This window comes from Pseudomonas sp. D4-21, assembly GCF_051132125.1.
In the GTDB taxonomy this organism is placed as follows: Bacteria; Pseudomonadota; Gammaproteobacteria; order Pseudomonadales; family Pseudomonadaceae; genus Aquipseudomonas.
This window is the reverse complement of the sequence record NZ_CP071664.1, coordinates 4,308,823-4,332,113: the sequence shown is the minus strand read 5'-3', so window position 1 is coordinate 4,332,113 and position 23,291 is coordinate 4,308,823. Positions and strand designations below refer to the sequence as shown.

Genomic DNA, 23,291 nt, shown 5'->3' with positions numbered 1-23,291 from the left:
AAGCGGGCGGTGGGGTTATTTGTTGATTTGGCGATGAAAGCCCGCGGCAAAGCCTGCGGCGAAGCCCGCAATCCGCTGAACACGTGGCGATGAAGCGGCCCCTCGCCACGGGCCGATCGACGACTTGCTCGTAGGGAACGGTGATGTTCAAGTGGTGCAAAATCCAACGATCGATCATGGGAAATCCGACATGGATCTACAGAAAAACGCGGCGCTGATTCTTATTGATCAACAAAAAGGCATCCTCCACCCCAAGCTCGGCCCCCGCAACAACCCCGAGGCGGAGCTGCGCATGCTTGAGCTGCTTGCCCGCTGGCGGAATTCGGCGCGGCCTGTCATCCATGTCCACCATCTGTCCCGCTCTGAAGACTCGGTGTTCTGGCCCGGGCAATCAGGCGTGCAAGTCCAGGAACGGTTCGAGCCGATGGCCGGGGAGCGGTTGGTTCAAAAGCAGGTGCCGGATGCGTTCTGCGGCACCTCCCTGGAGGCGGATTTGCGCGGTGCGGGAATCGGGCAACTGGTGATCGTCGGCGTCGCGACGAACAATTCGGTGGAGTCCACCGCGCGGACGGCCGGCAACCTGGGATTCGATACGTGGGTGGCCGAAGACGCCTGTTTCACCTTCGACAAGGCCGATTACTTCGGCAATGCCCGTTCGGCTGCCGAGGTGCATGGGATGTCCCTGGCTAACCTGCACGGGGAATATGCGACGGTGGTCAGTGTGATGCAGATTCTGCAGGCGGGGTGATGGATGGGGTACAGGGCGGCCTCATCGCGAGCAGGCTCGCTCCCACAACATTCTTAGGCGGACTTTGAATCCTGTGGGAGCTAGCTTGCTCGCGATGACGGTCTAACAGGCAAAAAACTTTTTAGCCATCAAGCCCCGTGGCACTTCTTGAATTTCTTGCCATTGCCGCAAGGGCATGGATCGTTGCGGCCCACATCCTTCAAGGCATTGCGCACGGGCTCTTGGTGGGCGTGGCCGCAGTTCGGGCCATGGACGTGGCCGTGATCATGGTCGTGGTGGTCATGATCGTGGTTGCAATCAGGGCCATGGACATGGGGTTGCTGTGTCATCGGGGTTACTCCGCAATTAAATCGGCGGCGATTATCACGCCATTGCGCTCCAGGTGCACGTAGTGGGCGATGAATAAACCGGTTTCCAGCTCACCTTCCAGGCGATAGGGGATCTGCTCACGAGGTTTCTCCAACAGCTTTACCAGCTCCCGCACCTGGGGCCACAGGTTGGCGCGAACCGGCAGCTTGAAATACCCGCTGCGTCCGGGGCGAACCGTGAACCAGTGCTCATGCTCGCCTTCGGTCAGCAAGAGGTCGCCCAAATGAACCCGGTAGGTCAGGCCGCGCACGGTGAGGTCGCTATCACCGGGGTTGTCGACGCGAAAGTGCAGCATGAACCTTTGTTCCACCAGGCGCGCCCGCACCACCTCGACCTTGACCAGGTGGACTCGCGGCTCGGGTGCCTCTTCAGCTTGCCAGGACGCGCAACCGCCGAGCCCTACGATCAGTAGCAGGCAGGTGACGCATAGCCATTGGAGTTTGAAGGTCATGTCCGTGCCTCTGGTTTGTCCCCAGTTTAGCCCTCGGGTGGTGGACGAGCGTCAGACGTTTGCAAAATCAGCGATTGAAATACCCGGCGCAGCATTTTTTGAATTTATGCCCGCTGCCACAAGGGCAACTGTCGTTGCGGCCGATCTTCACCGGCACGGTGGGGTCGATGAAGTACCAACGCCCGCCGTTCTGCACGAACGATGACTGTTCGCGATGGCTGTGCTCACCTTGGCCGTCGTGCCAGCGCGCGGTGAACGTAACGAAAGCGTGTTCCGGTTGGCCGCCGAACACTTCGCTGCTTTCCACTTCCAGCCCCAGCCAGGTGCTCCTGGCGCTCCATTCGCTGATGGACTGGCGATCGAGGCCATCCTGCTGGGCCGGCAGAGTGGTGCTGACCAGGTAGTCCACAAGGCCCAGTACATAAGCGCTGTAGCGCGAGCGCATCAAGGCTTCGGCACAGGGCGCGGGATGGCCGTCATGGTAACGGCCGCAGCAGCCATCCAATGGGTTGCCACTGCCACAAGGGCAAATGGTCGTGTGCAGGCTTGTGTCCACAGCTACCACCAATATTTTCCAAAGTTTTCGGGGTTAGCCCAAAACCGTGAGTTGAGCCAGTCGGGGACCTGCTTGTATTCAAGCAGATCGTAGGTAAACAGGGTCAGCACCTGGTCCTCGCGCTGGAACCGCTCGCTGGCTTGCAAGGCCAGGGAAAAGAAGTCCGTTTCCTGCCAGCCGCAGGCGTTGAGGTCGGCCAGCACCGCAATCCGGCTGGCGTTGAGATTGCGGATGCCGCCCAATAGGTTCAGACCGTCGCGCTTGGGCAAATGCTCCAGGCAATCGAGCGCAAGGGCCAGGTCGAAACGCCGCGCCGCCACGTCCGCCGGCAGCGCGCCGGGGCCCGCGTGGACCACTTCGGTGGCGGGATGGGCCTGCTGGAACGCCTCCAGCGCAGGAAAGCTGCTGGCGCCGATCAGCAGCAGCCTTTGCGGGGCGTAACGGTCAAGCACGGCGGCCAGGGCTTGCTGGGGCGTACGCGAAGAAATGGCAACGGTCATCGAAGTTCCTCAATCAGAACCGCCAAGATAGCCTGCCCGGACATCATGGCCTAGAGCGGTTTGTCCACGAACGTACGGAACCTGCGCAAACACGTGGCGAAAACCTGTAATCGTTGGGGCTGGCGCAGATCCGAAGTCCGGTCTTTACTCCCCTGAATCGGCGGCGAAGCCGATCCTTCAAGGAGAAAACCCGATGAGCATAGTTCGGACAGCGTTACCCCTGGTTCTGCTAACGAGTGTGTTGACTGGTTGCGCAGGTTTGCAGAAAACCGACTGGCCGATCTGTGCGGCCACCGGTGGTGTCGTGGGCGCGGGATTGGGCGCCATCGAGAGCAGTTCCTGGATTGGGCCGGGCGCGTTGGTGGCCGGCACCGTGGCGGCAGGTTGGTGCTGGGCCCATGGCGATGGCGACGAAGACGGCGATGGCGTCCCGGACAGCCGCGACAAGTGCCCGGGCACACCGAAAGGCGTGCAGGTCGACGCCGACGGCTGCCCACCGCCCGCCCCGGCGCCAATGGCCGAAGAGCCGGTAGTGGTCAAGGAAGAAACGATCGTGGTGCGCGATGTGCATTTCGAATTCAACAAGGCCACGCTGACACCAACCGACAAGGAAGTACTGAGCACCATCGCGACCCGGTTGAAACAGGAAACCTCCACCGCGCAACTGCGGGTGACGGGGCACACCGACAGTGTCGGCAGTGATGCCTACAACCAGAGACTGTCGGAAAAACGCGCCAATTCCGTGGTGCAGTACCTGGTGGAAAGCGGCGTGCCTCGCGCCAGTTTCGTCTCGGTGGAAGGCGCCGGGGAAGGCCAGCCGGTGGCGGACAACAAAACTGCTGATGGCCGGGCGATGAACCGTCGTACCGAAATCAAGATAAACCGTTGAAACCCTTGTCATCCGCGGCTTGTACAGTCGCGGATGCGGGTCTTTACTCCTGTGTGACCGGTATGGGCCGGTGACACAGGAGCATTCATCATGAAGGTTCTCATCAGGGTTGCCATGCCGGTGCTGCTCGCGAGCAGTCTGTTATCCGGTTGCGCCACTCACAGCGACGGCAGCGCATCACTCAATCAACGCACCTGGCCGATCTGCAGCCTGATCGGCGGGCTCGTCGGCGGCGGTCTGGGTGCCATCGAAAGCACTGGCTGGGCGGCCGGTGGCGCCGCGTTGGGGCTGCTCGGCGGTGGCTTGATCTGTTATGCCCAGGATGGCGACGAAGATGACGATGGCGTGTTCGATCGTCGCGACCGTTGCCCCGACACGCCGGCCGGTACGGCCGTTGAACATCACGGTTGCCCGCTGCCGCAGTATCCGGCCAGCGCACCACCGGACGAGCCGCAAACGCCGACCAGTGAAGTCATCACCCTCAATGACACCGGCAAGGTGCTGTTCGAATTCGATAAATCCGATCTCACCCCGGCGGCTCGAAGCCAGCTCGACGAGCTGATGGGCAAGCTGAGCCACGCCAACGTCGCGAGCATTCGCGTGGTCGGCCATACCGACAGTGTCGGTACCGACGCTTATAACGAAGGCCTTTCCGAGCGCCGGGCCGGCAGCGTCGTGGAGTATTTGCTGACCCAGGGCGTGGCGCCGGCAAAAGTCACCAGTGAAGGCAAGGGCGAAAGCGAACCGGTGGCCGACAACGAGACCGACGAAGGCCGCGCCCAGAACCGTCGGGTTGAGTTGCGCATCCAGCGTTGATAACCGTTGCGACAACGGGCCAGAGCCGTCGGATCACAAAATTAAATTTGCCCGGCCCTCTGGCTTATCCTTTGCGCGAGCCGTTACTGTTCACGCAAAGAATAATTTCGAACGGGGGGCGTATGAAGGTGTTTTGGGGGCTGGGGCGCTTGTTGACCCTGCTGTTCTGGCTGGTGGTGCTGGTCAATCTGCTCTTGCCGTTTGTCCACCCGCTGCATGTCTTGGTCAATCTCGCCGGGGCGCTGTTGCTGGCGGTCCATTTGCTTGAGCTGTTGTTGTTCAGGGCACAGTTTCGCGGGCGTCCCGCTCCGGGCCGTGATCGCCTCCGAGTGCTGCTGTTCGGCATCTTCCACTTGCAAACCCTTCCGACCGCGCCAGAGGCTTCCCATGCGTAAATTGTGTCTACTCGCGGCATTCGTGTGCCCGTTGGCCTGTGCCCAAATGGTCCAGGTCGAAAGCAATTCCTTGATGCGCCTGCCGAACACCACCAGCGTGCTGGCCCTGGAGCGCTTGGATGTGGCCGATTACGGCACGCTGTTGGTGCCATCGAACGTCACGCAACTGTCCATCGCAGAGCTGCACCTGGGGCGCGAGGCACGCATTGCGATCGTGCCGGCGCAACAGGCATTGGAGATGAAGGTGGCCCAGGCCGAACTGGACGAAGGCAGCCAGATCACGGCTCGCGGCGCGCCGGGAACCTACACGAAGGCGGCGCGGCCGGGGCGCAATCTCAACCTGCGCTTCAATGCGTTGAACGCACCGCTACTGTCAGTGGATGCCCGTGGCGGCAGCGGTGCGCCAGGTTATGTGGGGCTCGACGGCGCCAACGGACAAGCTCCGGGGTGTACCTGGGGTTCGGCCGGTCGCGGCGCCGACGGCAGCAATGGCGGCGACGGCCAGCCGGGCGCGGCCGGTGCGCTGGTGCGGCTCGAGTTGCCTCGCGCCTACCCCGATGAACAGATAAAGGTCACGGTGGACGGCGGCGCCGGCGGCAAACCTGGGCACGGTGGCAAACCCGGAGCAGGCGGCAAGGCCAAGGGATGCCTGGTCTATACCGCCGACGGTGGCAAGAGCGGCCGGCCAGGCGCCGATGGCCAGCCAGGGCCTGCCGGAACGGCGGGCGCGGTGACGGTGCAGCGGTTCTGAATAACATTCATGACCCAGAGGGAGCGAGTTCCCACTGGGTTTGATGCGATATCAAAACATCGGCCGCGCCGCGCCTATCGCCACCACCAGCAACCCGATCAACAGATTGATGCCCACCAAGCGGCGTATCTTGCCCAGCATCGCTGCGCCAGTCGGCCAGTCCTGGGCCGTCACGGCGGTGCGCAATGCAGGCAGTTGCAGGCCCTGAATGCGGATGAACAGTGCCGTCATCACGATATACAGCCCCATCATCACCTGCACATAACGTGGCGCGGTTTCGAAGCCGGTGAAGCGCAGGTGGATCAGGCCCACGCCGCTGATCGGCAAAAGCACCACCGCCACCCAGACCCAGACAAAAAAACGCTGAAACACTTCTACCCATAGTTTTAGCCGGGCGGGGCCTTCAAGCGCCGTCATTGCGGCGGGACGCAGGATCATCCAGGCGAAAAACATGCCGCCGACCCAGATCAGGGCCGCCAGTAAATGCAGGGTGTAGACGAGGGCAAAGGGTGTCATTGGGTCACTCCGTTCTGCGCGAGATTCATTAGCGGGGTATGATAGCCGCCGATCCGAACCACTGAAAATTTATCCAGCGTTTTTTGCGCCCGACATTCATGATCAGCACCGAACTCAAAACCACGATCCAGGGCGCCTACTCGCGTTTTCTCGAAGCCAAGAGCCTCAAGCCGCGATATGGCCAGCGCCTGATGATTGCCGAAGTGGCAAAAGTCCTGGGCGACATCGACACCGATGACGAAGGTCGGCGCAGTGGCGAGCCGGCCGTCGTGGCGGTCGAGGCCGGCACCGGTACCGGCAAGACCGTGGCCTACAGCCTGGCGGCGATTCCGAGCGCCAAGGCTGCCGGCAAGCGGCTGGTGATCGCCACAGCCACCGTCGCCCTGCAGGAGCAGATCGTCTACAAGGACCTGCCCGACCTGATGCGCAACAGCGGGCTGAATTTTACCTTCGCCCTGGCCAAGGGCCGCGGGCGCTATATGTGCCTGTCCAAGCTCGACATGTTGCTGCAGGAAGGCCACGCCCAGACCGCCACCGCGCAGTTGTTCGAAGAGGAAGGCTTCAAGATCGAAGTCGACGAGGCGAGCCAGAAGCTGTTTACCAGCATGATTGAAAAACTGGCCGGCAATAAGTGGGACGGTGACCGCGACAGCTGGTCAACGGCCCTGGAAGACGCCGACTGGTCGCGCCTGACCACGGATCACAGCCAGTGCACCAATCGTCACTGCCCCAACTTCGGCCAGTGTGCTTTCTACAAGGCGCGCGAAGGCATGGGCAAGGTCGACGTGATCGTCACCAACCACGACATGGTCCTGGCCGACCTGGCCCTGGGCGGTGGTGCGGTGTTGCCGGACCCGCGCGACACCATCTACGTGTTCGACGAAGGCCATCATCTGCCGGACAAGGCCATCGGCCATTTCGCCCATTACACGCGGCTGCGCTCCACCGCCGACTGGCTGGAAACCACGGCGAAGAACCTGACCAAGCTGTTGGCTCAGCACCCACTGCCGGGCGACCTGGGCAAATTCATCGAACAGGTGCCCGAGCTCGCGCGTGAGATCAAGACGAACCAGCAGTTCATGTTCACCGCATGCGAACAGGTGGCTGATTTCAAGCCAGGCGAAGATGTAGAGGGCCGCGAGCGGCCTCGCCATCGGTTTGTCGGCGGGATCATCCCCGAGCATATGCGCGAGATGGGCATCGAGCTCAAGAAGGGCTTCGCGCGCCTGACGGATTTGTTCACACGCCTGACCGACTTGCTCAAGGAAGGCATGGATGGCGAGGTGAACATCGGGATCGCCAGCAACCAGGCCGAGGAATGGTATCCGCTGTTCGGCAGCTTGCTGTCCCGCTCGCAAGGCAATTGGGAGCTGTGGACGGCTTTCACCACCGAAGACCCGGAAGACAACCCTCCGATGGCGCGCTGGTTGACCCTGGCCGAGAGCGGTTCGCTGTTCGACATCGAGGTCAATGCCAGCCCGATCCTGGCGGCGGACATGCTGCGGCGCAACCTGTGGAACGTTGCCTACGGCGCGCTGGTGACGTCCGCCACACTGACCGCCCTGGGTACGTTCGACCGTTTCCGTATGCGCGCCGGCTTGCCGAAAATCGCCGTGACGGCCGTGGTCCCGAGCCCATTCCACCATGCCGACGCCGGCGTGTTGCGAGTCCCCGACCTCAAGGCCGACCCACGGGACGCCGCGGCCCACACCGCGGCGATCATCCGTGACTTGCCGGACCTGGTGGAAGGTTCCCGTGGCACCCTCGTGCTTTTTTCTTCACGCAAGCAGATGCAGGACGTGTTCGACGGTCTCGACCGTGACTGGCGCAAGCAAGTGTTCATCCAGGGCAATCTGTCGAAGCAGGAGACCCTGAACAAACACAAGGCGCGGGTCGATGGCGGCGACTCCAGCGTACTGTTCGGCCTGGCAAGTTTTGCCGAAGGCGTCGACTTGCCCGGCGCCTATTGCGAGCACGTGGTGATCGCAAAGATACCGTTTTCGGTCCCGGACGACCCGGTTGAAGCCGCGCTGGCCGAATGGATCGAAGCCCGGGGTGGCAATCCGTTCATGGAAATCTCCGTGCCGGACGCCTCGCTGAAACTGGTCCAGGCCTGCGGTCGCTTGCTGCGCACCGAGGAAGACCGCGGCACCATCACTTTGCTCGACCGCAGGCTGGTGACCCAACGTTATGGCAAGGCCATCCTCAACGCGCTGCCACCGTTTCGGCGGGAGATTTCCTGACGGTCTTGTGTGGCGAGGGGGCTTGCTCCCTCGCCACACAAGACTGCGCTTAACCAGCCGTCTCGCGAAGGTTCACAAAAACATCAATGACTGAAACAATGCCAGCCAGCTGAAAAAAAGCGTGTGTTTCAAAGGAGTTGCGGGTGCAAATTCAAGGCCATTACGAACTTCAGTTCGAAGCAGTGCGTGAAGCGTTCGCGGCACTGTTCGACGATCCGCAGGAGCGCGGCGCGGCGTTGTGCATCCAGGTCGGGGGCCGCACGGTCGTCGACCTCTGGGCCGGCACAGCCGACAAGGATGGCCATGAGGCTTGGCACTGCGACACCATCGCCAATCTGTTTTCTTGCACCAAGACATTCACCGCCGTTGCCGCCTTGCAATTGGTCGCCGAAGGCAAGTTGCAACTGGACGCGCCGGTCGCTCGCTATTGGCCTGAGTTTGCGGCGGCGGGCAAGCAATCCGTCACCCTGCGCCAGTTGCTCTGCCATCAGGCCGGACTTCCCGCATTGAGGGAGTTGATGGCCCCCGCGGCACTTTACGATTGGCAGACCATGGTCGATGCACTGGCTGCCGAGACGCCTTGGTGGACCCCGGGCGAGGGCCACGGCTATGCCGCGATCACGTACGGCTGGTTGGTGGGCGAATTGTTGCGCAGGGTCGATGGCCGTGGGCCAGGCGAGTCCATCGTGGCCCGGGTTGCCAAACCCCTGGGACTGGATTTCCACGTTGGCCTGGCCGACGAAGAGTTTCATCGCGTGGCGCATATTGCCCGCGGCAAAGGCAACGTTGGCGACGCAGCGGCCCAGCGTCTGTTGCAGGTCACGATGCGCGAACCGACGGCCATGACCACCCGGGCCTTCACCAACCCTCCATCGATCATGACCAGCACCAACAAGCCGGAATGGCGGCGGATGCAGCAACCGGCTGCCAACGGTCACGGCAACGCCCGCAGTCTCGCCGGGTTCTACGCCGGCCTGCTGGACGGAAGCTTGCTGGAAGGTGAAATGCTCGACGAACTGACTCGCCAGCACAGTTTCGGCGAGGACAAGACATTGTTGACCCAGACCCGTTTCGGCCTGGGTTGCATGCTGGATCAACCGGATGTGGCCAATGCGACCTACGGCCTGGGGCCGCGGGCGTTTGGTCATCCCGGAGCCGGGGGCTCCATCGGTTTCGCCGATCCTGAGCATGACGTTGCGTTCGGGTTCGTGACCAATACCCTCGGGCCCTATGTCTTGATGGACCCACGTGCCCAGAACCTTGCACGGGTGCTTGCCACTTGTCTATAAAACGCCATTGGCGGTAGTGGGTAAAGGAACAAGGTGTTGTTTTCGCTTTCCAAGCGACTGTTTATGCGGCCGGAACATGGCCTTCGTTTTTTACTTCAGATCATTTTGTGGATATCCAATGTCATCGAACAAAACCCTCGCTCTGGCGCTGTGCTTCGCTATCACCGGTTGCGCACAAAACCCACAAAATGATGCCGAGGGCGGCGGTGGCTGGTGGCCGTTCGGGTCCTCCGACAAGGTCGCGGCCAAGGAGCCGGTCCCGCCGGCTCCCCTGAAACCCGCCGCCGTGGCGCCGCAAGCCAAGGCAGAGGGGGCCACGCATTGGTGGTGGCCGTTCTCCTCCGACGATGGCGCCGATGTCGCCAAGAAAGAAGAAGCGAAACCTGTCGCCAAGCCTGAAACCAAGGCGCCGGCTACCGTCGCCAAGGCCCAAGCCGAGAGCAGTGGCAAGTGGTGGTGGCCGTTCGGCGGCAAAGAGCAGGAGACCGCGAAGGCAGTGCCGATGCCCGACCCGAAAGTCACTCAGGCCTGGCTCGACGACTATGAGCCAAAGCTGCGTACCGCCATCAAGGACAGCAAGCTTGAGCTGGAGCGCCGCGATAATGTGCTGGTGGTTACCGCTCCCGTGGACGGCTCGTTCAACCCGGACCGTCCGGCCATGCTGCTGCCGGTGACACTCGGCCCGTTCACTCGCGTCGCCAAGATTCTAGAGGCCGATCCGAAAACCGCGGTGCTGATCCTCGGTCACGCCGATACGTCGGGCGCGGCGCCGGCGAATCTGAAGCTCAGCCAGGAACGCGCCCAATCCGTCGCGGCGATCTTCCGGCTCAGTGGCTTGCAGCGTGATCGCCTGATGCTGCGCGGGATGGGCTCGGTGGCGCCACGTGCGGCCAACGATAGCGTCGAGGGTCGGGCTTTGAACCGTCGTGTCGAATTGCTGGTCACGCCCGCCAATACCATGGTCGCGTTGTTGAGCAAGTATAACATGCCGACCCCTGCGCCGGTGACCATGGTGGCTGCCCAGGACGTCAAGCCCGCGGCACCTGCCCCGGCCCCGGCGGCGAAAAAATCCGCCACGCCGGCAACCAAGAAAGCCGCAGCCAAGAAGGCTCCTGCAAAGGCCCCGGCAAAAAAAGCCCCGGCCAAGAAGGCGACTCCGGCGAAAAAACCTGAACCGGCCAAGGCCGCGGCTGACGGAAAAAAAGTTGCTGCCGCCGACTCCTCCAAAAAACAGTGATTGGCTGATCACAAGGAACGCGCCATGACCCAAGCGCTGGCTGATATGCGCCGTGACTACACCCGCGATGGCCTGACCGAGGCGCAAGCCCCGGCCGAGCCGTTCGCGTTGTTCCACCAATGGTTCGCCGACGCGGTGAAAACCGAACAGGCTCCGGTGGAAGCCAATGCCATGACCCTGGCAACAGTGGACGCTGACGGCCGGCCTCATTGCCGGATCCTGCTACTGAAGGGCCTGGATGCCCAGGGCTTTACTTTCTTCACCAACTACGACAGCGCCAAAGGCCAGCAACTGGCTGCGAATCCGTACGCGGCCATGACGTTTTTCTGGCCGACACTGGAGCGTCAGGTGCGTATCGAAGGCAAGGTAGTGAAAGTCACTTCGCAGGAGTCGGACGCTTATTACCAGGTCCGACCGCTGGGCAGCCGCCTTGGTGCCTGGGCCTCTCCCCAGAGCCGGGTGATTGCCGGGCGCGGCGAGCTGGAAGACTTGCTCAAGGCCACTGAGCAGCGTTTCAGCGACAGCCAACCCCATTGTCCCGAGCACTGGGGCGGCTACCGCTTGCTGCCCGAGCGCATCGAGTTCTGGCAGGGGCGCCCCAGTCGCCTGCATGATCGTCTCAACTACCGCCTGCAAGGGGCGGATTGGACTCGCGAGCGCCTGGCGCCTTGATGGGGTAACCTGCCGCTGCCGCCTGGAGCCACTGCGGCAGGTCCCGTCGCTTGACGCCTTGTTCGCGGGCGCGAGCCAGTTGTTGCAGCATGTAGTGTTTTTTCGGTTCATCCTGCCCCGCCAATGACAGCGCCAGGTCTCGATCCATCCAGCGTTTGATGCGTACGTACAGCCACCAGTGGAAGTACAGGCCGGCTAGGGTGGTAGCGACTATGATGAAGTAATCCATGGAGAGTCCTTGGAGCGGTAACGCCGCTGACTGAATTTGGCGCTGATGTTTGATGAATTTTCTCGGGTGCGGCTGTATCCCACCTGAATGAAAACAATTTTATCCCGGCGAGGCCGTGACAGGTGTCAAGCCGGGGAGTTTAATGGATCCCTGTCTTTTGGAGTTTGATGCTATGCGTAAGTCTGTTTTGCTGGTTGCTTCCTTTTCCACGATGGCGATGTTGCTCACTGGCTGTCAGTCGAGCCTGACCGGTGACTCCTACTCCCGTGACGAAGCGCGTCGCGTTCAGACGATTCGCATGGGCACTATTGAATCCCTGCGTCCGGTCAAGATCGAAGGCACCAAGACGCCTATCGGCGGTGCGGCGGGTGCTGTAGTAGGCGGCGTGGGTGGCAGCGCGATCGGTGGTGGCCGTGGCAGCATCGTTGCCGCCGTAATCGGCGCGGTGGCTGGCGGCTTGATCGGTTCGGCCACTGAAGAAGGCCTGACCCGTACCCAGGGTGTTGAAATCACGGTTCGTGAAGACGACGGCAGCATGCGTGCCTATGTTCAACAGGTTCAGGAGAATGAAGTGTTCCGCGTGGGCGAGCGGGTGCGGATTTCTACTGTCGGTGGAACCAGTCGCGTTTCCCACTAAGTGGCTTTGATCGCGAACGCCGCTGATAACGTTGAATGAACTGGCCTCTTCGCGAGCAAGCTCGCTCCCACAGTGGATCGGGGTATACACCGAATGGTGCGTCCGCCGAAAAAACCGTGGGAGCGAGCTTGCTCGCGATAGGCGCTGGTTCAGCTATGAAAACGCTGGATGAGTGCCCCGCTGTACGGCCCGCTCAACACGTCATGAATGCTGCGAAACGGGCTTGCGACTCGCCATCGCCGTAACCCCATACCCAATTACCGCCGCCAGGATCGACCCGGTAAGAATCCCCATCCGGTCCATTCCTGCATACTCACTTGCACCCGGTGCGAACGCCAGGGAACCCACGAACAGGCTCATCGTGAAACCGATCCCGCAGAGAATCGCCACCCCCAGTATCTGCCCCCAGTTCGCCCCGGCGGGAAGGCTGGCAATGCCGACTTTCACCGCGAGCCAGGTCAGGCCGAACACACCGACTGCCTTGCCCAGCAACAGCCCGACCGCGATGCCCATCGGCACGTGGTGAGTAAAACTTTCGACGGTGACGCCGCTCAACGACAGACCCGCGTTGGCGAAGGCGAACAGCGGCAGGATGCCATACGCCACCCAGGGATGAAGCGCATGTTCGAGGGTCAGTAATGGCGACGTTTCAGCGTTTTTCGTGCGCAGTGGAATGCAGAAGGCCAGGGTGACACCCGCCAGGGTGGCATGGACACCGCTCTTGAGCACGCAAACCCACAGAATCAGCCCGACCACCATGTAGGGGCCGAGTTTGACCACGCCCATGCGGTTCATTGCCACCAATGCCGCGATGCAGGCCGCAGCCAGCCCCAATGACAGGGTCGACAGGTCGCCAGAGTAGAAGATCGCAATGATGATAATGGCGCCCAGGTCATCAATGATCGCCAGCGTCATCAGGAACAGCTTGAGCGACACCGGCACTCGCTTGCCCAGCAAGGCCAGCACGCCCAGGGCGAAGGCAATATCGGTGGCCGTCGGGATCGCCCAGCCGGCCAGTGCGGCTGGGTTGTCGCGGTTGAGGAACCAGTAGATGAGCGCCGGCACCAGCATGCCGCCGACGGCTGCAGCGCCCGGCAGGACAATCTGCGATGGTTTGGACAATTGCCCGTCGAGGACCTCCCGCTTGACCTCAAGGCCGATGAGCAGGAAGAACATAGCCATCAGGCCGTCGTTGATCCACAGCAGCAAGGGCTTGGCGATCTGCAAGGCGCCGACCTGAGCCACCACCGGAGTCTCCAGCAAGCCGTTATAAAGCCAGTCCAGCGGCGAATTGTTGATCACCAGGGCCAGCACAGCGGCCGCGATCAACAAAAGGCCGCTTGCCGCTTCCAGTTGGAAAAAACGTGTCATAGAGCTACGTAGAGCCAAGACTGCTCTCCATTCATCGGATCCAAAGATAGGGACACCCTAACCCGTACCCTTAGTTGTTAAAACAAAAGTTATATTCTTTTTTGTTATATGCTGTTACAGCGCCTGTATTGCTGCCGGGCAGTTGACGGGCATATTGGACCTTAGCTGTACCTGTGCGCGATGTCGGTTTTTTCCTAAGCTTGCGTCTCGTATTTCCGAACCAGATCGTGCCCCGTGGCTATCGGTCTGCCTGCGTCGTACCGATCCAGCGAGAAAACACCATGAACGACCACCGCCAGTGGGCGCGTGAAGCCATCCGTATCATCGAGGCGGACTTCCAGCGCAGCGCCGATACGCACTTGATCCCACTGCCGTTGCCGGGGTTGCCGGGCATTGAGCTGTACTTCAAGGATGAGTCCAGCCATCCCACTGGAAGCCTCAAGCATCGATTGGCTCGTTCGCTTTTCCTCTATGCGTTGTGCAACGGCTGGCTCAAGCCGGGGGCGCCGGTGATCGAAGCCTCCAGCGGATCGACGGCAATTTCCGAGGCCTACTTCGCCCGGTTGCTGGGCCTGCCATTCATTGCGGTGATGCCGGCGACGACCTCTCGGGAAAAAATCGCACAGATCGCCTTTTATGGCGGCCAGAGCCATTTGGTGGATGATCCTACGCAGATCTACGCCGAGTCCGAACGCTTGGCGCGGGAGCATGACGGCCATTTCATCGACCAATTCACCTACGCCGAGCGCGCTACGGACTGGCGCGCCAACAACAACATCGCCGAGTCGATCTTCCAGCAGATGCGTTTTGAGCAGCATCCGGAACCGACCTGGCTGATTTCCAGCCCCGGAACCGGTGGCACGACCGCCACCCTGGGACGTTATGTGCGTTACCGCCAGCACTGTACCCGTGTGCTGTGTGCCGACGCCGAGCGCTCGGTATTCTTCGATTACTACCGCAGCGGCGACGCCAGCCTGCGCCTGGATTGCGGCTCGCGGATCGAAGGCATCGGCCGACCACGGGTCGAAGCGTCGTTCCTGCCCACGGTCATCGATGCGATGGTCAAGGTCCCGGACGCCTTGTCTCTCGCGGCCATGCATTACCTGGCCCAGCGGTTGGGGCGACGGGTAGGTGGGTCCAGCGGTACCAACCTGATCGGCGCGCTGATCGCCGCGAAGGGGATGGTGGATGCTGGTGAGTCAGGGTCGATCGTGGCCATTCTTTGCGACGGCGGGGAGCGTTATGCCACGACTTATTATGATCCGGCGTGGCTCAAGCAGCAGGGGTATGAGTTGAGTGGGTTGATCGATGCGGTGGCTGCGTGTGCGGAACGCGGAGAAGCGCTGCCGGAGAGTGTGTTGCGGGCTAACATCTGAGTTCTTGAACACGCTGAGATCCCTTGTGGGAGCGAGCCTGTTCGCGATAGCGGATCAACATTCAACACAAATGCTGGCTGATCCACCGCCACCGCGAGCAAGCTCGCTCACACCGGGATGAATGTCAGGCTTCGAGGCCGAGCATATCCCGCGCCACCGCCTCGGCAATCCGGATTCCATCCACGGCCGCCGACAGGATGCCGCCTGCGTAACCGGCGCCTTCCCCAGCGGGGAACAAGCCCTTCACATTCAGGCTTTGCAGCGTTTCGTTTCGCGTGATGCGCAGCGGTGACGAGGTGCGCGTCTCGATGCCGGTGAGCACTGCATCGTGCAGCGAATAGCCACGGATCTGTTTCTCGAACGCCGGTAACGCTTCACGAATGGCTTCGATGGCGAAATCCGGCAGGGCCAGGGCCAGGTCGCCCAAGGCAACCCCCGGTTTGTAGGACGGTTCAACGCTGCCCAGCGCCGTCGAAGGCTTGCCGGCGATGAAATCGCCCACCAGTTGCGCGGGGGCCTCATAGTTGCTGCCGCCAAGTACGAAGGCGTGGGACTCCAGGCGCTCCTGCAACTCGATTCCCGCCAGCGGGCCCCCCGGGTAATCCACTTCCGGGCTAATGCCGACAACGATGCCGGAGTTGGCGTTGCGCTCGTTACGTGAATACTGGCTCATGCCGTTGGTCACGACCCGGTTCGGCTCGGAAGTCGCCGCCACCACTGTACCGCCCGGGCACATGCAGAAGCTGTACACCGAACGGCCGTTCTTGGCGTGGTGCACCAGTTTGTAGTCGGCCGCGCCGAGCTTCGGATGGCCGGCGTACTTGCCCAGGCGTGCACTGTCGATCAGTGATTGCGGGTGTTCGATGCGGAAACCCACCGAAAACGGCTTCGCTTCCATGTACACGCCACGGCTGTGGAGCATGCGGAACGTGTCCCGGGCGCTGTGGCCCAGGGCAAGGATCACGTGTTTGGAATGGATCTGTTCACCGCTGGCCAACTCGACACCGACCAATTGGCCGTCTTCGATCAGCACATCGGTGACTCGCTGCCCGAAGCGCACTTCGCCGCCCAGCGCGCGAATCTGCTCACGCATGTTTTCCACGACGCCTGTCAGGCGGAACGTACCGATGTGTGGCTTGCTGACGTAGAGGATTTCTTCGGGCGCCCCGGCCTTGACGAACTCGTGCAGGACCTTGCGCCCAAGGAATTTAGGGTCCTTGATCTGGCTGTAGAGCTTGCCGTCGGAGAATGTCCCCGCACCGCCCTCGCCGAATTGCACGTTGGATTCAGGGTTGAGCACGCTTTTGCGCCACAGGCCCCAAGTGTCCTTGGTGCGCTGGCGCACCTCCGGGCCGCGCTCGAGGATGATCGGCTTGAAGCCCATCTGCGCGAGCAACATGGCGGCGAAAATGCCGCACGGGCCGAAGCCGACCACGATCGGCCGTTCGCCCAGGTCGGCCGGCGCCTGGCCAACCACTTTGTAGCTGACGTCCGGCGCTTCGTTGACGTTACGGTCATCAGCGAACTTGCGCAGCACGCTGGCTTCATCGCGCACCGTCAGGTCGATGGTGTAAATGAAGCACAGCTCGGAAGATTTCTTGCGTGCGTCATAGCTGCGCTTGAACAAGGTGAAGTCGAGCAGGTCATCGCTGGCGATGCCCAGGCGTTGCACGATGGCGGGACGCAGGTCTTCTTCGGGATGGTCGATCGGCAGCTTGAGTTCGGTGATTCGTAACATGACAGGATCCGGTTCGCGGGGCGCACAACTGCGCCAGGGCGTGCTTCAAACCGGCGATTATAAGCTGCATTCCCTGCTACCCGTGAGGTTAAAACAGACTGGCGACAAGTCAGTCGTCCCGTGCGCCACCGAAATAGGCACATCCGCGCTGGACCTGGCCGTTGATCCGCAATTCGGCGCTCATGTGTTGCACGCTGCCGCTGGCGCTGTCGACACAGCGAGCCGGGGTGACCCATAGCTCGACTTTCTGGCCATTGGCTTCGGTACCGAGGTTGAACCGGCCATCACCCAATTGCTCCTCGACATAGGGCACCGCCAGTGGCGGCTGACCTACCCGATCCAGCACCAGGCCCTTGCCGCTGGCCGTGAGGGTCCATTCAGGGCTGTGGCCCGTTGCACGCAGAATCACGCGCTTGAAGTCTGCGTCGCCGCACGCGGTCCCCGAAGGTTCCAGGCGATAGAGCTGGCCAACGTCCAGCTGGCTGTCGGCACCGGCCGATGCGCTGGAAACGATGCGGCCGCGCAGGTCGGCGAACAACTTGCCGCTATCATCCGCCAGGGTGGCGGCTTGTTGCAGGACGCTGGTGCCGCCGGCGTCATTGACCATGTAGCGGCGCTGTTCCTGGCACGGCTGGAACATCAACTTGCCGTCCGCGGCTGTCAGTTCGCCTTGCATACGTGTTTGCCCCGCATGGGGCGCGCTCTGGCGCGGGGCTTCGAGCAGCTGGCAGCCGGCGAAAAGCGGGAGGAGGGCGACAAACAGCAGGGAACGAGCGGCACGCATCATTGGGTCTCCAGACAAGTGCCGCCACGTTACTCAGACTGTCCCTCTATCACAAGGGGTCAGCCCACGTGAAAGGTCTGGCCGGTTTGCAGGCCTTCGACACTCTTCGCGTAGGCCAACGCCACTTCCGCCGCAGGAACGGGCTTATAGCCACGGAAGTACGGCGCATAGTTGTCCATGGCTTCCAAAAGCACGTTCGGGCTTACCGAATTGACCCGTAGCCCGCGCGGCAATTCGATTGCCGCCGCGCGCACGAAACTGTCGAGGGCGCCGTTCACCAGTGCCGCCGAAGCGCCGCTCTTGATGGGGTCGTGGCTAAGTACGCCAGTGGTGAAGGTAAAGGATGCACCGTCGTTGGCGAACTCGCGGCCGATCAGCAGCAGATTGACCTGGCCCATCAGTTTGTCCTTCAGGCCTAGGGCAAAGCTGTCTTCGGTCATGTCGCCCAGAGGTGCGAAGGTGACATTGCCCGCGGCACAGACCAGCGCGTCGAAGCGGCCGGTCTTTTCAAACAAGGCGCGGATCGAGGCGCTGTCGCTGATATCGACTTGTACGTCACCGCTATGGCGGCCGATGCGTACGATTTCGTGGCGGGGCGATAATTCATTATCGATGGCCGAACCGATGGTGCCGTTGGCGCCGATCAACAGGATTTTCATGGGCTGTTCCTCATTGGTTTGAACGAGGTTGCAGTCTAGGCTGGATTTTCTTCGGGATAATCGTGCTAATAGGAAACCTTTGGTTTTCAATTGGAAACAATCCAGTGAGCGAGATAGATGACCTCGCAGCGTTCGCAGTGCTGGTGGAGGCTGGGAGTTTCACCTTGGCGGCGCAGCAGCTGGGGTGCAGCAAGGGGCAACTGTCCAAGCGCATCAGTCTGTTGGAAGAGCGGTTTTCGGTGCTGCTGCTCCAGCGCACGACACGACGCCTTAGCCTGACGGCGGCGGGCGCTGCGCTGTTGCCCCAGGCCCAGGCATTGTTGGTCCAGGTGGAAAGGGCGCGTCAGGCGTTGGCGCGCTTGAAGGGCGAAATTTCCGGGCCGGTGCGCATGACGGTTCCGGTTTCGTTGGGCGAAACGTTCTTCGAGGGATTGCTTACGGAATTTGCCTGTGCCTATCCCGACGTGCAGATTGAGCTGGAGCTCAACAATGGTTACCGCGATTTAACCCGCGATGGCTTCGATTTGGCGATTCGTTCGGATGCGGCGGTCGATGAGCGGTTGGTGGCTCGACCGTTGCTGGCCTGGCATGAAATGACCTGCGCCAGCCCGGCCTACCTGGAACGCTACGGCGAACCCGAGTCCCCCCACGCCTTGGTGGAGCACAAGTGCCTGCTCAACAGCCACTACAGTGGTCGGGAAGAGTGGCTGTATCACCAGCAGCACGAATTGTTGCGGGTGCGAGTGTCCGGGCCGTTCGCCAGTAACCATTACAGCCTGTTGAAAAAAGCCGCCTTGGCCGACGCGGGTATCGCCCGTTTGCCATCGTATTTGCTCCATGAAGAGCTGGCGGACGGACGCCTGCGTTGGCTGTTGCGCGATTTCCAGACCCGGCGCATGCCGATGTACCTGGTGCATCCTTATCAGGGTGGGTTGCCCAAGCGTACCCAGGTGCTGGCTGATTATTTGATTGAATGGTTCAAGCGCAGTGGGGAGGCGTTGGATCGGTTGTAGAGTGAAGACGCTATACCCGTGGCGAGGGAGCTTGCTCCCGCTCGGTTGCGTATCGACCGCAAGAACTGGGGGCCGCTACGCCCGAGGCGTCGGACCGGCCCAGCGGGAGCAAGCTCCCTCGCCACGGGGGCGTGCGCATCCAGATAAAAAAAAACGGCCCGAAGGCCGTTTTTTTCTTGGTGACAGCCTCAGCCGCCCAGGTACGCCTCGCGCACTTTCGGGTCGGTCAGCAGCGCTTCACCGGTGCCTTGCATCACCACGCGACCGTTCTCCAACACGTACGCCCGGTCGGCGATTTTCAGCGCTTGGTTGGCGTTCTGCTCCACCAGGAACACCGTCACGCCATCCTTGCGCAGCTGTTCGATGATGTCGAAGATCTGCTGGATGATGATCGGTGCCAGGCCCAGGGAAGGCTCGTCGAGCAGCAGCAGCTTGGGCTTGCTCATCAGCGCACGGCCGATGGCGAGCATTTGCTGTTCGCCACCGGACATGGTGCCGCCGCGCTGGGTAAAACGCTCTTTCAGGCGTGGGAAAAGGTGCAGCACCTTGTCCATCTGTTCCTGATAGTCGCCCTTGTCGGTGAAGAACCCGCCCATGGCGAGGTTTTCTTCCACGGTCAGCCGGGCAAATACCCGACGGCCTTCAGGCACCACAGCGATGCTCTTGCGCATGATCTGCGCCGACTCCTGGCCCACCAGTTCCTCGCCCATGTAGCGGATGCTGCCGCTGTGGGCCTGGGGCGAACCGCAGAGGGTCATCAGCAGCGTCGATTTGCCAGCACCGTTGGCGCCGATCAGCGTGACGATTTCGCCCTGGCGGACCTCGACGTTGACGCTGTGAAGCGCCTGGATCTTGCCGTAGAAGGTGGAAACGTTTTCGAATTGCAGCATTTACGCTTCCCCCAGGTAGGCTTTGATCACTTCGGGATTATCGCGGATCTGTTCCGGCGTACCGTCGGCCAGCGGCGTGCCCTGGTTGATCACGACGATGTGGTCGGAAATGCTCATGACCAGCTTCATATCGTGCTCGATCAGCAGGACGGTGACGTTGTGCTCCTCGCGCAACACGCTGATGAGCGCCTTCAGGTCTTCGGTTTCCTTCGGGTTCAGGCCGGCGGCCGGTTCGTCGAGCATGAGGATCCGCGGGCGGGTCATCATGCAGCGGGCGATTTCCAGGCGCCGTTGCTGACCGTAGGCCAGGGTGCCGGCGGTACGGTTGGCGAACTCGGTGAGGTTGACCTTGTCCAGCCAGTACGCGGCGTACTCCATCGCCTCGCGTTCGCTCTTGCGGAACGCCGGGGTCTTGAACAGGCCCGCGAAGAAGTTGGTGTTCAGGTGACGGTGCTGGGCGATCAACAGGTTCTCGACCGCCGTCATGTCCTTGAACAGCCGCACGTTCTGGAAGGTCCGCACCACGCCCTTGCGAGCGATGTGATGGCCGGCCAGGCCCTGGATCGGCTCGCCGTCCAGCAGGATGGTGCCGCCGGTGGGCTGGTAGAAGCCGGTCAGGCAGTTGAACACTGTGGTCTTGCCCGCGCCGTTCGGCCCGATCAGGGCAACCACCTGTTTCTCTTTCACGGTCAGGGCCACGCCGTTGACCGCAAGCAAGCCGCCGAAGCGCATGCTCAAGTTTTCAACTTTGAGGATCTCGCGGCTCATTTGCGCAGCTCCATGTGTGGGCGTTGCATAGGCAGCAGACCTTGAGGACGCCAGATCATCATCAGCACCATCAAGGCGCCGAACATCAACATGCGGTATTCACTGAATTCACGCATCATTTCAGGCAGCAGGATCATCACGATCGCAGCCAGGATCACGCCCAGCTGCGAGCCCATCCCGCCCAGCACGACGATGGCGAGGATGATCGCCGACTCGATGAAGGTGAACGATTCGGGCGTCACCAGGCCCTGGCGAGCCGCGAAGAAGCTACCGGCGAAACCGGCGAACGCAGCACCGAGGGTAAAGGCCGACAGTTTGATCACGGTTGGGTTGAGACCCAGCGCGCGGCAGGCGATTTCGTCTTCACGCAGCGCTTCCCACGCACGGCCGATCGGCATGCGCAGCAGGCGATTGATGACAAACAGTGCCGCCAGTGCCAGCAACAGGGCAACCAGGTACAGGAAGATCACCTTGTTGATCGAGTTGTATTGCAGGCCGAAGTACTCGTGGAAGGTCTGCAAGCCTTCGGCGGCCTTGCGCTCGAAGGTCAGGCCGAAGAACGTCGGCTTCTCGATATTGCTGATGCCGTTCGGACCACCGGTGATGTCGGTCATGTTACGCAGGAACAGCCGGATGATCTCACCGAAACCCAGGGTCACGATCGCCAGATAGTCACCACGCAAGCGCAGGACCGGGAAACCCAGCAGGAAACCGAAGGTGGCAGCCATCAGCCCGGCGATCGGCAGGCAGATCCAGAAGCTCAGGCCGAAGTAGTGGGACAGCAGCGCGTAGCTGTAGGCGCCGACGGCATAGAAGCCGACGTAACCCAGGTCCAGCAGGCCGGCCAGGCCTACCACGATGTTCAGGCCCAGGCCGAGCATCACGTAGATCAGGATCAGCGTAGCGATGTCCACCGCGCCGCGCGAGCCGAAGAACGGCCATACCAGCGCGACGATGATGAGGGCGATGATGAAATAGCGCTGAGTCGTTGGCAGGGTCAGGAAGTTGCTGGCCTTGGCCGGGATCAGCGGCAGGCCCGGGGAGGAGCGCCAGGCCTTGCTGATTTGCTGGTTGAACAGCACGCGCAGGAACATCAGCACCGAGCAGATCGCGATGGTCGCAAGCACCGCAGGGCTGGTGTTGTGCACCTCCAGGTTGATACCGACGATGGTCAGTTTCAGACCGAGTACCGGGTAGGCCACGGCCCAGACCAGCAAGGCACTGAACAGTGCCTGTTTAAGATTCCTAGTCATACTTTCTCAACCTCCGGACGGCCCAGAATGCCGGTCGGACGGAACAACAGCACCAGAACCAACAAGCCGAATGCAACGACGTCCTTGTACTGGTCGCCGAAGATATCGGCGCCAAAGGCTTCCGCCACCCCCAGCACCAATCCACCGAGCATGGCTCCGGGAATGCTGCCGATGCCGCCCAATACCGCAGCGGTGAAGGCCTTGAGGCCGACGAGGAAACCAGCGTTCGGGTTGATCACGCCGTATTGCATGCTCAGCAGAACAGCCGCAACGGCTGCCAGCGCAGCACCAATGACAAAAGTCAGGGCGATGATGTTGTTGGTGTTGATGCCGAGCAGGTTGGCCATCTTGATGTCCTCGGCACAGGCGCGGCAGGCGCGGCCCAGGCGAGAACGGGAGATGAACAGGGTCAGGCCGAGCATGGCGATCACAGTGACGACGAACACCACGATCTGCATGTAGGAAATCAGCACTTCTTGTGCGCCACCCGGACCGAAGGCGAAGTTGCCAGGGATCAGGTTGGGGATTGCTTTGTCCTTGGAGTCTTGCGCCAGCAGAACGGTGTTCTGCAGGAAAATCGACATACCAATGGCGGAAATCAGCGGGATAAGACGGTTGCTGCCGCGCAAGGGGCGATAGGCGATCCGTTCGATGCTGTAGCCATAGGAACTGGTGACCACGATGCTCGCGATAAAAGCCGCGGTCATCAACAGCGGGACACTGTCGAGTCCCATCATGGTCAGCCCGGCAATGGCGATGAACGCCACGTAGGAGCCGATCATGTACACCTCGCCGTGGGCGAAGTTGATCATTCCAATGATGCCGTAAACCATCGTGTAGCCGATGGCGATCAGGGCATACATGCTGCCAACGTTAAGGCCGTTAACCAGCTGTTGGAAGAAGTGATAGATGTCAGGCATTACAGCGCTCCTAAAAACCTGATACGCATTTCACTGGTGGAGTCATTTTCCCGCCCGGCCCCGTGGATCTCTATCCACTTCGAATCCGGGTTTTGCCAGCGAACCGCTGATGACGGTTTTGAGATTTTCAGGTGGGGAGACTGGCGGATCACGCCAGCGCGGCCCATACATTCGTAAAACAAAGCCCACGGCACGCCGTGGGCTTTATTGGCAGTCAGTGA

26 protein-coding genes are annotated in these 23,291 nt (G+C 61.4%); 12 read left to right on the top strand and 14 right to left on the bottom strand.

What is annotated here, in order from left to right:
- Positions 1-190: 190 nt before the first annotated feature.
- On the top strand, positions 191-748 hold the full coding sequence (locus J3Q04_RS19340) for a cysteine hydrolase family protein (protein WP_434562628.1): 558 nt from the start codon (positions 191-193) through the stop codon (positions 746-748).
- 128 nt (positions 749-876) lie between these two features.
- On the opposite strand, the gene J3Q04_RS19335 is transcribed toward J3Q04_RS19340, so the two are convergent.
- The 4 genes from J3Q04_RS19335 to J3Q04_RS19320 form a co-directional block, all read right to left on the bottom strand.
- Positions 877-1,077: an SEC-C metal-binding domain-containing protein gene (locus J3Q04_RS19335; RefSeq protein ID WP_034146774.1), complete on the bottom strand. Its 201-nt coding sequence runs from the start codon at positions 1,075-1,077 to the stop codon at positions 877-879.
- A gap of 5 nt (positions 1,078-1,082) precedes the next feature.
- Positions 1,083-1,568 (bottom strand): LEA type 2 family protein, encoded by a 486-nt coding sequence (locus J3Q04_RS19330; protein WP_434609919.1) that lies wholly within the window; start codon positions 1,566-1,568, stop codon positions 1,083-1,085.
- Between the two features lie 67 nt (positions 1,569-1,635).
- A complete protein-coding gene (locus J3Q04_RS19325) occupies positions 1,636-2,112 on the bottom strand; it encodes a YchJ family protein (protein WP_434611530.1) in 477 nt (158 codons plus the stop codon).
- Between the two features lie 14 nt (positions 2,113-2,126).
- Complete coding sequence (locus J3Q04_RS19320) at positions 2,127-2,624, bottom strand: DUF6231 family protein (protein WP_420764314.1); 498 nt, start codon at positions 2,622-2,624, stop codon at positions 2,127-2,129.
- A 193-nt stretch (positions 2,625-2,817) separates the two neighbouring features.
- Between J3Q04_RS19320 and J3Q04_RS19315 the strand changes: the two genes are divergently transcribed.
- The 4 genes from J3Q04_RS19315 to J3Q04_RS19300 all read left to right on the top strand — a co-directional run bounded on the left by J3Q04_RS19315 (position 2,818) and on the right by J3Q04_RS19300 (position 5,475).
- Positions 2,818-3,513 (top strand): OmpA family protein, encoded by a 696-nt coding sequence (locus J3Q04_RS19315; protein WP_420764315.1) that lies wholly within the window; start codon positions 2,818-2,820, stop codon positions 3,511-3,513.
- Between the two features lie 90 nt (positions 3,514-3,603).
- The gene (locus tag J3Q04_RS19310) at positions 3,604-4,329 is read left to right on the top strand and encodes an OmpA family protein (protein ID WP_420764316.1); all 726 of its coding nucleotides are present in this window, start codon (positions 3,604-3,606) and stop codon (positions 4,327-4,329) included.
- Positions 4,330-4,451: 122 nt separating this feature from the next.
- Entirely contained in the window at positions 4,452-4,724 is a 273-nt protein-coding gene (locus J3Q04_RS19305; protein ID WP_420764317.1) for a DUF1145 domain-containing protein, read from the top strand.
- On the top strand, positions 4,717-5,475 hold the full coding sequence (locus J3Q04_RS19300) for a collagen-like protein (protein WP_434609923.1): 759 nt from the start codon (positions 4,717-4,719) through the stop codon (positions 5,473-5,475). Before J3Q04_RS19305 ends, J3Q04_RS19300 begins: the two co-directional genes overlap by 8 nt.
- Before the next feature lie 51 nt (positions 5,476-5,526).
- Here the strand turns inward: J3Q04_RS19300 and J3Q04_RS19295 are convergent, their stop codons facing one another.
- Positions 5,527-5,991 (bottom strand): CopD family protein, encoded by a 465-nt coding sequence (locus J3Q04_RS19295; protein WP_420764319.1) that lies wholly within the window; start codon positions 5,989-5,991, stop codon positions 5,527-5,529.
- A 98-nt stretch (positions 5,992-6,089) separates the two neighbouring features.
- Here J3Q04_RS19295 and dinG point away from each other — a divergent pair, with 98 nt between their 5' ends.
- From dinG to pdxH, 4 genes are all read left to right on the top strand, one after another.
- Positions 6,090-8,234: an ATP-dependent DNA helicase DinG gene (gene dinG, locus J3Q04_RS19290; protein WP_420764320.1), complete on the top strand. Its 2,145-nt coding sequence runs from the start codon at positions 6,090-6,092 to the stop codon at positions 8,232-8,234.
- A 143-nt stretch (positions 8,235-8,377) separates the two neighbouring features.
- Positions 8,378-9,523 (top strand): serine hydrolase domain-containing protein, encoded by a 1,146-nt coding sequence (locus J3Q04_RS19285; protein ID WP_434609925.1) that lies wholly within the window; start codon positions 8,378-8,380, stop codon positions 9,521-9,523.
- Between the two features lie 118 nt (positions 9,524-9,641).
- A complete protein-coding gene (locus tag J3Q04_RS19280; protein WP_434609927.1) occupies positions 9,642-10,760 on the top strand; it encodes an OmpA family protein in 1,119 nt (372 codons plus the stop codon).
- A 24-nt stretch (positions 10,761-10,784) separates the two neighbouring features.
- On the top strand, positions 10,785-11,432 hold the full coding sequence (pdxH, locus tag J3Q04_RS19275; RefSeq protein WP_434609929.1) for a pyridoxamine 5'-phosphate oxidase: 648 nt from the start codon (positions 10,785-10,787) through the stop codon (positions 11,430-11,432).
- Here the strand turns inward: pdxH and J3Q04_RS19270 are convergent.
- Positions 11,380-11,661, bottom strand: a complete 282-nt coding sequence (locus J3Q04_RS19270; RefSeq protein WP_420764324.1) for a hypothetical protein — start codon at positions 11,659-11,661, stop codon at positions 11,380-11,382. The two genes, pdxH and J3Q04_RS19270, sit on opposite strands and share 53 nt — an antisense overlap.
- A gap of 172 nt (positions 11,662-11,833) precedes the next feature.
- On the opposite strand from J3Q04_RS19270, the gene J3Q04_RS19265 reads away from it, so the two are divergent.
- The gene (locus tag J3Q04_RS19265; RefSeq protein WP_024776354.1) at positions 11,834-12,298 is read left to right on the top strand and encodes a glycine zipper 2TM domain-containing protein; all 465 of its coding nucleotides are present in this window, start codon (positions 11,834-11,836) and stop codon (positions 12,296-12,298) included.
- A 201-nt stretch (positions 12,299-12,499) separates the two neighbouring features.
- Here J3Q04_RS19265 and nhaA read toward each other — a convergent pair whose 3' ends face one another.
- Complete coding sequence (nhaA, locus tag J3Q04_RS19260) at positions 12,500-13,687, bottom strand: Na+/H+ antiporter NhaA (RefSeq protein WP_434609931.1); 1,188 nt, start codon at positions 13,685-13,687, stop codon at positions 12,500-12,502.
- Positions 13,688-13,950: 263 nt separating this feature from the next.
- On the opposite strand from nhaA, the gene J3Q04_RS19255 reads away from it, so the two are divergent.
- Entirely contained in the window at positions 13,951-15,045 is a 1,095-nt protein-coding gene (locus J3Q04_RS19255) for a PLP-dependent cysteine synthase family protein (RefSeq protein WP_434609933.1), read from the top strand.
- Positions 15,046-15,169: 124 nt separating this feature from the next.
- Here the strand turns inward: J3Q04_RS19255 and J3Q04_RS19250 are convergent, their stop codons facing one another.
- The 3 genes from J3Q04_RS19250 to J3Q04_RS19240 form a co-directional block, all read right to left on the bottom strand.
- Positions 15,170-16,783 (bottom strand): NAD(P)/FAD-dependent oxidoreductase, encoded by a 1,614-nt coding sequence (locus tag J3Q04_RS19250; RefSeq protein ID WP_434609935.1) that lies wholly within the window; start codon positions 16,781-16,783, stop codon positions 15,170-15,172.
- A gap of 109 nt (positions 16,784-16,892) precedes the next feature.
- Positions 16,893-17,567, bottom strand: a complete 675-nt coding sequence (locus J3Q04_RS19245; protein WP_434611532.1) for a COG3650 family protein — start codon at positions 17,565-17,567, stop codon at positions 16,893-16,895.
- Between the two features lie 59 nt (positions 17,568-17,626).
- Entirely contained in the window at positions 17,627-18,226 is a 600-nt protein-coding gene (locus J3Q04_RS19240; protein WP_434562638.1) for a short chain dehydrogenase, read from the bottom strand.
- Positions 18,227-18,330: 104 nt separating this feature from the next.
- On the opposite strand from J3Q04_RS19240, the gene J3Q04_RS19235 reads away from it, so the two are divergent.
- Positions 18,331-19,239, top strand: coding sequence for a LysR family transcriptional regulator (locus J3Q04_RS19235; protein ID WP_434562640.1), 909 nt, complete (start codon positions 18,331-18,333; stop codon positions 19,237-19,239).
- A gap of 188 nt (positions 19,240-19,427) precedes the next feature.
- Here J3Q04_RS19235 and J3Q04_RS19230 read toward each other — a convergent pair whose 3' ends face one another.
- The 4 genes from J3Q04_RS19230 to livH are packed head-to-tail and all read right to left on the bottom strand — an operon-like array spanning position 19,428 to position 23,070.
- Positions 19,428-20,129 carry an ABC transporter ATP-binding protein gene (locus tag J3Q04_RS19230; RefSeq protein WP_072409624.1) on the bottom strand — a complete coding sequence of 234 codons (702 nt, stop codon included), beginning with the start codon at positions 20,127-20,129 and terminating at the stop codon, positions 19,428-19,430.
- On the bottom strand, positions 20,130-20,897 hold the full coding sequence (gene livG, locus J3Q04_RS19225; protein WP_420764330.1) for a high-affinity branched-chain amino acid ABC transporter ATP-binding protein LivG: 768 nt from the start codon (positions 20,895-20,897) through the stop codon (positions 20,130-20,132).
- The gene (locus J3Q04_RS19220; protein ID WP_420764331.1) at positions 20,894-22,150 is read right to left on the bottom strand and encodes a high-affinity branched-chain amino acid ABC transporter permease LivM; all 1,257 of its coding nucleotides are present in this window, start codon (positions 22,148-22,150) and stop codon (positions 20,894-20,896) included. Before J3Q04_RS19220 ends, livG begins: the two co-directional genes overlap by 4 nt.
- Positions 22,147-23,070, bottom strand: a complete 924-nt coding sequence (livH, locus tag J3Q04_RS19215) for a high-affinity branched-chain amino acid ABC transporter permease LivH (protein ID WP_434609939.1) — start codon at positions 23,068-23,070, stop codon at positions 22,147-22,149. Before livH ends, J3Q04_RS19220 begins: the two co-directional genes overlap by 4 nt.
- Positions 23,071-23,291: the final 221 nt, after the last annotated feature.

Bases quoted from the DNA above. Each gene is read 5' to 3' on its own strand.
- J3Q04_RS19340 (WP_434562628.1), top strand. From the start codon at position 191: ATGGATCTACAGAAAAACGCGGCGCTGATTCTTATTGATCAACAAAAA.
- J3Q04_RS19335 (WP_034146774.1), bottom strand. From the start codon at position 1,077: ATGACACAGCAACCCCATGTCCATGGCCCTGATTGCAACCACGATCAT.
- J3Q04_RS19330 (WP_434609919.1), bottom strand. From the start codon at position 1,568: ATGACCTTCAAACTCCAATGGCTATGCGTCACCTGCCTGCTACTGATC.
- J3Q04_RS19320 (WP_420764314.1), bottom strand. From the start codon at position 2,624: ATGACCGTTGCCATTTCTTCGCGTACGCCCCAGCAAGCCCTGGCCGCC.
- J3Q04_RS19315 (WP_420764315.1), top strand. From the start codon at position 2,818: ATGAGCATAGTTCGGACAGCGTTACCCCTGGTTCTGCTAACGAGTGTG.
- J3Q04_RS19310 (WP_420764316.1), top strand. From the start codon at position 3,604: ATGAAGGTTCTCATCAGGGTTGCCATGCCGGTGCTGCTCGCGAGCAGT.
- J3Q04_RS19305 (WP_420764317.1), top strand. From the start codon at position 4,452: ATGAAGGTGTTTTGGGGGCTGGGGCGCTTGTTGACCCTGCTGTTCTGG.
- J3Q04_RS19300 (WP_434609923.1), top strand. From the start codon at position 4,717: ATGCGTAAATTGTGTCTACTCGCGGCATTCGTGTGCCCGTTGGCCTGT.
- J3Q04_RS19295 (WP_420764319.1), bottom strand. From the start codon at position 5,991: ATGACACCCTTTGCCCTCGTCTACACCCTGCATTTACTGGCGGCCCTG.
- dinG (WP_420764320.1), top strand. From the start codon at position 6,090: ATGATCAGCACCGAACTCAAAACCACGATCCAGGGCGCCTACTCGCGT.
- J3Q04_RS19280 (WP_434609927.1), top strand. From the start codon at position 9,642: ATGTCATCGAACAAAACCCTCGCTCTGGCGCTGTGCTTCGCTATCACC.
- pdxH (WP_434609929.1), top strand. From the start codon at position 10,785: ATGACCCAAGCGCTGGCTGATATGCGCCGTGACTACACCCGCGATGGC.
- J3Q04_RS19270 (WP_420764324.1), bottom strand. From the start codon at position 11,661: ATGGATTACTTCATCATAGTCGCTACCACCCTAGCCGGCCTGTACTTC.
- J3Q04_RS19265 (WP_024776354.1), top strand. From the start codon at position 11,834: ATGCGTAAGTCTGTTTTGCTGGTTGCTTCCTTTTCCACGATGGCGATG.
- J3Q04_RS19255 (WP_434609933.1), top strand. From the start codon at position 13,951: ATGAACGACCACCGCCAGTGGGCGCGTGAAGCCATCCGTATCATCGAG.
- J3Q04_RS19250 (WP_434609935.1), bottom strand. From the start codon at position 16,783: ATGTTACGAATCACCGAACTCAAGCTGCCGATCGACCATCCCGAAGAA.
- J3Q04_RS19245 (WP_434611532.1), bottom strand. From the start codon at position 17,567: ATGCGTGCCGCTCGTTCCCTGCTGTTTGTCGCCCTCCTCCCGCTTTTC.
- J3Q04_RS19240 (WP_434562638.1), bottom strand. From the start codon at position 18,226: ATGAAAATCCTGTTGATCGGCGCCAACGGCACCATCGGTTCGGCCATC.
- J3Q04_RS19230 (WP_072409624.1), bottom strand. From the start codon at position 20,129: ATGCTGCAATTCGAAAACGTTTCCACCTTCTACGGCAAGATCCAGGCG.
- livG (WP_420764330.1), bottom strand. From the start codon at position 20,897: ATGAGCCGCGAGATCCTCAAAGTTGAAAACTTGAGCATGCGCTTCGGC.
- J3Q04_RS19220 (WP_420764331.1), bottom strand. From the start codon at position 22,150: ATGACTAGGAATCTTAAACAGGCACTGTTCAGTGCCTTGCTGGTCTGG.
- livH (WP_434609939.1), bottom strand. From the start codon at position 23,070: ATGCCTGACATCTATCACTTCTTCCAACAGCTGGTTAACGGCCTTAAC.